The sequence below is a fragment of the Devosia sp. genome, from assembly GCF_036406155.1.
Lineage (GTDB): Bacteria > Pseudomonadota > Alphaproteobacteria > Rhizobiales > Devosiaceae > Devosia_A.
The window spans coordinates 1-6,100 of record NZ_DASWVV010000046.1 but is presented as its reverse complement, the minus strand read 5'-3'; the positions used below and the strand labels follow the sequence as shown (position 1 = coordinate 6,100).

Genomic DNA, 6,100 nt, shown 5'->3' with positions numbered 1-6,100 from the left:
CGAGGCCGAGCCCGGGGCGCAGCTCGGCGCCCGGATCGGCATCGGCCGGCGGCGTCTGGGCGAGGAGCGGCGCCGTGGCGAGCGCCGCGGCCAGCAGCACTCCCCCCGCGATCGCTCCATGCCTCGTGCGGGACCAGCCCGGCATGCCGCCATACACTCCGAATCAAGCGCCCCGACCATAGCAAGGCGCGGGTTAACAGCCGTAAACCTTTGGCGCGGATATGGCGCAATGCGCGCCGCGCCGCCGGAAAATGGCAAGACTTGGCCGCGCCCCGCCGCTAGTCGCGGTGGTAGGGGTGGCCGGCCAGGATCGTCGTCGCCCGGTAGAGCTGCTCCGCCAGCATGATGCGCACCAGCTGGTGCGGCCAGGTCAGGGGCGAAAAACTCAGCGCCAGGCCGGCCTCGGCGACCAGATCCGGCGCGAGCCCGTCGGCGCCACCGATGACGAAGCTCACCGCTGCCCGGCCGTCGTCGCGCCAGCGCGCGAGGCGGCGCGCGAACGCCTCCGAGCCGAACGTCGTGCCGCGCTCGTCGAGGGCGACGACAATGCCCTCCGGCAGGCTGGCGCGCAGGGCTCTCGCTTCCTCGGCCTTGCGCGTGGCCGCGGCAGCAGCGCGCGATTCGGGATGTTCAGCGACGTCGAAACCGGTCAACCCCAGCGGCTTGCCGCTGGCGACGGCGCGCTCGAGATAGCGCGCGGCCAGCTCGCGCTCGGGGCCCTGTTTCATGCGGCCGATGGCGGCGACGTGGACGCGCATCGGCGAGGAACTAGCGCGCGTCGGCCGCGAAATCGACCGCCCACATCTTCTCGATGTTGTAGAACTCGCGCACCTCGGGACGGAAGATGTGCACGATGACGTCGCCGCCGTCGACCAGCACCCAGTCGCAATGCGGCAGGCCCTCGATGCGCGGCTTGCCGAAGCCGTGCTCCCGCAGCGCCTTGGCCACCTGGTCGGCGACGGCGCCGACATGGCGGTGGGAGCGCCCGGAGGTGACCACCATGTGATCGGAAAGCGAGGATTTGCCGGTGATGTCGATGGCGACGGTCTGTTCGGCCTTGGCGTCTTCGAGGCTTTGCAGCACGACGTCGATCATCTGGGGGTCCGGCGTTGCCGCCGGGGAAGCGGCGGGTTGCTGCTTGGGGGACGTGGCCATCAGCAAATGGCCCCGGCCCACGCTTGGAAAGCACGGGTCATGCGCGTTTCGTCAGTCCTTAGGTTTCGGGTCGAGTGAGCCGCAATGGTGCGTTGGTCATCCCGGTGACGTGGTCTCAAGCCACACCAGGATAATATGTGCTTCCCTGGCGATTGTGCAAGACGTGCCGTCATGCCGGGGGCGTTGCCGCCCGGCGTCGCGCCCGGATGGCGGACGAGGACTGCCCCGAGGTCATGCCGTGCAGGTAGACCCAGGCCGGCGGCTCGCGCCCGGCCAGCGTCTCCGCCGCCTCCTCGGGGATACGATAATGGCGCAGCGCCGTCGCCGCCGGGGAGGAGGTGGCGCGCAGCGCCGAGCCGGGCCGGACATAGACGGCCATCGGCATCAGTCCGGCAATGTCGCGCCAGCGCTCCCATTCGTGGAAGCGCACGAGGTTGTCGGCCCCCATGATCCACACGAAGCGGGTGGCGGCGAAGGCCTCGCGCAGGAAGCTGAGCGTATCGAAAGTGTAGCGGAAGCCGTGTGCCGCCTCGAAGCCGGTGACCTCGATGCGCGGATGGTCCATCAGCCGGCGGGTGGCGGCGACCCGCTGTTCGAGCGGGGCCAGCTCGGTGTGGTCCTTGAGCGGATTGCCCGGCGAAACGAGGAGCCAGACCGCGTCGAGCGCCAGCCGCTTGAGGCACTGCCGGGCGACCAGGACATGGCCCTCATGGGCCGGATTGAAGCTGCCCCCGAACAGGCCGATGCGCATGCCCGGCGCGGCGACCGGCAAATCGGTGACACCCGGCGACGGGGGCGGGGCGGGCGGCGGCGCCGGCGTCACGGGCGCGTCTGCCCGCTGCCGCGCACGACATACTTGAACGAGCACAACTGCTCGACCCCGACCGGGCCGCGGGCATGGAACCGGCCGGTGGCGATGCCGATCTCCCCGCCGAAGCCGAACTCGCCGCCGTCGGCGAACTGGGTGGAGGCGTTATGCATGACGATGGCGGAATCGACCTCGCTGAGGAAACGCGCCACGGCGGCCGCGTCCTCCCCGACGATGGCCTCGGTGTGGTGGCTGGAGTAGCGGGCGATGTGGGCGATCGCCTCGTCGACGCCGGCAACCACCCTGACCGCGATGATGGGGGCGCCGTACTCGGTGTGCCAGTCGTCCTCGCCGGCGGGGACGGCGCCGGCGAAATTCTGCACCACCGTGGCGTCGCCGCGGATTTCGCAGCCCTGGGCGGCGAGCGCCTCGAGGATGGGGCGCAGATGCGTTGCGACAACACCCTCGTGCACCAGCAGCGTCTCGGTCGCGCCGCACACGGCGGGACGCCGCATCTTGGCGTTGAGCGTCACCGCCACGGCCATGTCGAGCCGGGCGGACATGTCGATATAGGTGTGGCAGATGCCCTCGAGATGGGCAAAGACGGGGACGCGCGCCTCCTCCTGGACGCGGGCGACGAGAGTCTTGCCGCCGCGCGGCACGATGACGTCGATGGCGCCGCCGAGGCCACGCAGCATCTCGCCGACGGCGGCGCGATCGGTGGTGGGCACGAGTTGGATGGCATCGACCGGCAGGCCGGCCGCGGCCAGGCCCTCGACGAGACCGGCATGGATCGCCGCGGCCGAGCGGGCGCTGTCGGAGCCGCCGCGCAGGATCACGGCGTTGCCGGCCTTGAGGCACAGCGCCCCGGCGTCGGCGGTGACGTTGGGGCGGCTTTCGAAGATCACCCCGATCACGCCGAGCGGCGTGCGCACGCGGGAGATGACGAGGCCGTTGGGGCGCGTCCATTCGGCCATCACGGCGCCGACCGGGTCGGGCAGCATGGCGATGGTGCGCAGGGCGTCGATGATGCCGTCGATGCGCGCGTCGGTGAGCGCCAGCCGGTCGAGGAAAGCCGGGCTCAGGCCACGGCTGCGGCCGGCGGCGAGGTCGATGGCGTTGGCCGCGAGGATATCGGCGCGGCGGCGTTCGATCGCCGCGGCCGCCGCCGCGATCGCTGCTTCCTTCTGCGCCGCCGTGGCCGTCGCCAGCAGCCCGGCCGCGGCGCGGGCGCGGCGGCCGATATCCGCCATCACGGCGGCGACGTCGTTCGAGGATGCTGCGAGCGCGCTCATCCGGCCTTGGCCTCCATGCCCATCAGAACCACCATGTTATCACGGTGGACGAGTTCGGCACGGCTGCTGGCGCCGAGGATTTCGGCGACCCGCGCCGAGTTCTTGCCCTTGACCAGATCGGCGTCCTCGCGCCCGAGTCCGACCAGGCCGCGGGCGATCTCGCGCCCGTCGGGGCCGAGGATAGCGACGGCGTCGCCGCGGGCGAAGTCGCCGGCGACCCGGGTCACGCCGATGGGCAGCAGGCTCTTGCCGTCGCGCAGGGCGCGGGCGGCACCGGCGTCGACACTCAGGCTCCCCGCCACCTCGAGCGTGCCCATGATCCAGCGCTTGCGCGCATGAGCGCGGCTGTGCGCCGGCTCGAACAGCGTGTGGCGGGCGCCGTCGGCGAGCGCCCGCAGCGGGTGAATCTCGGTGCCCCTGGCGATGATCATGGCGGTGCCGGCCTGGGTCGCGATCCTGGCCGCTTCGAGCTTGGTGGTCATGCCACCGCGGCTGAGATGGCTGGCGGCGCCCCCGGCCATGGCCTCGATCTCGGGGGTGATGGCGGCGACGCGCGGCAGGTGCCGGGCCTCGGGGTCCTTGCCCGGCGGGGCGGTATACAGCCCGTCGACGTCGGAAAGCAGCACCAGGCAGTCGGCCTCGATCATGGTGGCGACGCGGGCGCTCAGCCGGTCGTTGTCGCCGTAGCGGATCTCGGCGGTGGCGACGCTGTCGTTCTCGTTGATGATGGGGACGGCGCCCAGCGCCAGCAGGGTCGAGATGGTGGTGCGGGCGTTGAGGAAATAGCGGCGCTCCTCGGTGATGTTGGGAGTGAGCAGGATCTGCCCGGTGACGATGCCGTGCGCCCCGAGGCAGGCGGCCCAGGCCTGGCTGAGGGCGATCTGGCCGGCGCTGGCGGCCGCCTGGCTCTGCTCGAGCGGCAGGCTGCGGGCGTCGAGCCCGAGCAGGCGGCGGCCGAGCGCCACGGCGCCCGAGGAAACGACGACGAGCGAGCATCCGGTCGCCTTGAGTGCAGCAATGTCGGCGGCGAGCGAGGCCAGCCAGTCCGAGCGCAGCCGGCCGCTGCGGCCATCGACCAGCAGGGCCGAGCCGATCTTGACGGTGAGCCGCCGGTAAGGGGCGAGGGCGTCGGCGCTCATCTCAGGGGGTCCAGTGTGGCTCGGCGGCGCGGCGCGCGGCGTCCTCGCGTTCCGCCTTCTCCGCCTCGAGGATGGCGAGGATGCGGTAGAGCACGTCCTGCACGCCCTTGCCGGTGACGCCGGAGACGGTCAGCACCTCGGCCTTGCTGGCCCGCTCGAGGGCTTTCACCTTGTCCCTGACCTCCTCCGCGGCGACGGCGTCGATCTTGTTGAGCGCCACGATCTCGGGTTTCCCGGCGAGGCCCTCGTCATAGGCGGCGAGCTCGCCGCGGATGGTCCGGTAGGCGCTCTTGACGTCCTCCTGCGTGCCGTCGACGAGGTGCACCAGCACGGCGCAGCGCTCGACATGGCCGAGGAAGCGGTCGCCGATGCCGGCGCCGGCATGGGCACCCTCGATCAGCCCGGGGATGTCGGCCATGACGATCTCGCGCTCGCCGACCCTGACCACGCCGAGATTGGGGTGCAGCGTGGTGAACGGGTAGTCGGCGATCTTGGGCCGGGCGGCGGAGACGGCGGCGAGGAAGGTGGACTTGCCGGCATTGGGCAGGCCCACCAGCCCGGCGTCGGCGATCAGCTTGAGCCTCAGCCAGATCCATTTCTCCGCCCCCGGCTGGCCGGGATTGGCGCGCCGCGGCGCCTGGTTGGACGCGGTCTTGAAATGGGCGTTGCCGAAGCCGCCATTGCCGCCCTTGAGCAGCACCACGCGCTGGCCGACCCGGGTCAGGTCGGCGATCAGCGTCTCGTTGTCGTCCTCGAGCACCTGCGTGCCGACGGGGACGCGCAGCACGACATCCTTGCCGTTGGCGCCGGCGCGGTCCTTGCCCATGCCGTGCATGCCCGTCTGCGCCTTGAAATGCTGCTGGTAGCGATAGTCGATGAGGGTGTTGAGGCCGTCGACGCACTCGACCACGACGTCGCCGCCGCGGCCGCCATTGCCGCCGTTCGGACCGCCGAACTCGACGAATTTCTCGCGCAGGAACGACACGGCGCCGGCGCCGCCGTCCCCGGCCTTCACATAGACCTTGGCCTGGTCGAGAAACTTCATGCGACCCGTCTTTCCGCCCACACCGAGCGCTGGAGCTCGGTGTCGATATGGCGCACCTCTTCGCCGCGCGCAAGGCAAAGCAGTTGGCACTCGCCCGTCTCGACGAAGCCGAGCTTGCGCTGGATCCTGAGCGAGGCCTGGTTGAAATGGAAGACGCCGGAGCGGATGCGGTCCGCCGCCGTCGCCGCGAAGTACCAGTCGACCGCCGCCGCCACGGCCTCGCTCATGAACCCACGGTTCCAGAACGGCTGCGCCAGCCAGTAGCCGAGCACGGCGGCGCCATCGTTGCCGGCATGGTAGCTGACCTGGCCGATGAGGCCCTCCCCCGGCAGGTCGAGGGCGAAGCCGGTCCGGTCCGGCGGCTCGTCGGGCCGCCACGTCGCGAGCCACGCTTTGGCGTCGGCCAGGTGATAGGGATAGGGCACGCGCGACAAATTGCCGGAAACGGCGAAGTTGTTGAGGAACAGCGCGATCCGCTCGGCGTCGCGGGGCACCGGCTGGCGCAGCCGCAGCCGGCGCGTGGTGAGGCTCACATCCATCGCGGCTGCTCCAGCTCGAGCGTCAGCACCGGCCCGCCCGCCTCCACGCCGCCGGCGCCGGCGGCAGCGGGCACGGGCCGGAAGCCGGCCCGCGCGAGGACGCGCAGCGATGCCGCGTT

The 6,100-nt window shown here is 71.4% G+C and carries 7 protein-coding genes; all 7 read right to left on the bottom strand.

Annotation, left to right across the window (positions count from 1 at the left end; all coding sequences use genetic code 11):
- Positions 1-278: 278 nt before the first annotated feature.
- Positions 279-758, bottom strand: a complete 480-nt coding sequence (gene rlmH / locus VGD93_RS02985) for a 23S rRNA (pseudouridine(1915)-N(3))-methyltransferase RlmH (protein ID WP_395009041.1) — start codon at positions 756-758, stop codon at positions 279-281.
- A 10-nt stretch (positions 759-768) separates the two neighbouring features.
- Positions 769-1,155, bottom strand: a complete 387-nt coding sequence (rsfS, locus tag VGD93_RS02980) for a ribosome silencing factor (protein ID WP_395009039.1) — start codon at positions 1,153-1,155, stop codon at positions 769-771.
- Positions 1,156-1,324: 169 nt separating this feature from the next.
- Positions 1,325-1,978, bottom strand: coding sequence for a nicotinate-nucleotide adenylyltransferase (locus tag VGD93_RS02975; protein ID WP_395009037.1), 654 nt, complete (start codon positions 1,976-1,978; stop codon positions 1,325-1,327).
- Positions 1,975-3,258 carry a glutamate-5-semialdehyde dehydrogenase gene (locus tag VGD93_RS02970; RefSeq protein WP_395009035.1) on the bottom strand — a complete coding sequence of 428 codons (1,284 nt, stop codon included), beginning with the start codon at positions 3,256-3,258 and terminating at the stop codon, positions 1,975-1,977. The genes VGD93_RS02975 and VGD93_RS02970 overlap by 4 nt, the downstream gene beginning before the upstream one ends.
- A complete protein-coding gene (gene proB, locus VGD93_RS02965) occupies positions 3,255-4,397 on the bottom strand; it encodes a glutamate 5-kinase (RefSeq protein ID WP_395009033.1) in 1,143 nt (380 codons plus the stop codon). Before proB ends, VGD93_RS02970 begins: the two co-directional genes overlap by 4 nt.
- A gap of 1 nt (position 4,398) precedes the next feature.
- Positions 4,399-5,442 carry a GTPase ObgE gene (gene obgE / locus VGD93_RS02960; protein ID WP_395009031.1) on the bottom strand — a complete coding sequence of 348 codons (1,044 nt, stop codon included), beginning with the start codon at positions 5,440-5,442 and terminating at the stop codon, positions 4,399-4,401.
- The gene (locus VGD93_RS02955) at positions 5,439-5,981 is read right to left on the bottom strand and encodes a GNAT family N-acetyltransferase (protein ID WP_395009029.1); all 543 of its coding nucleotides are present in this window, start codon (positions 5,979-5,981) and stop codon (positions 5,439-5,441) included. Before VGD93_RS02955 ends, obgE begins: the two co-directional genes overlap by 4 nt.
- Between the last annotated feature and the right edge of the window lie 119 nt (positions 5,982-6,100).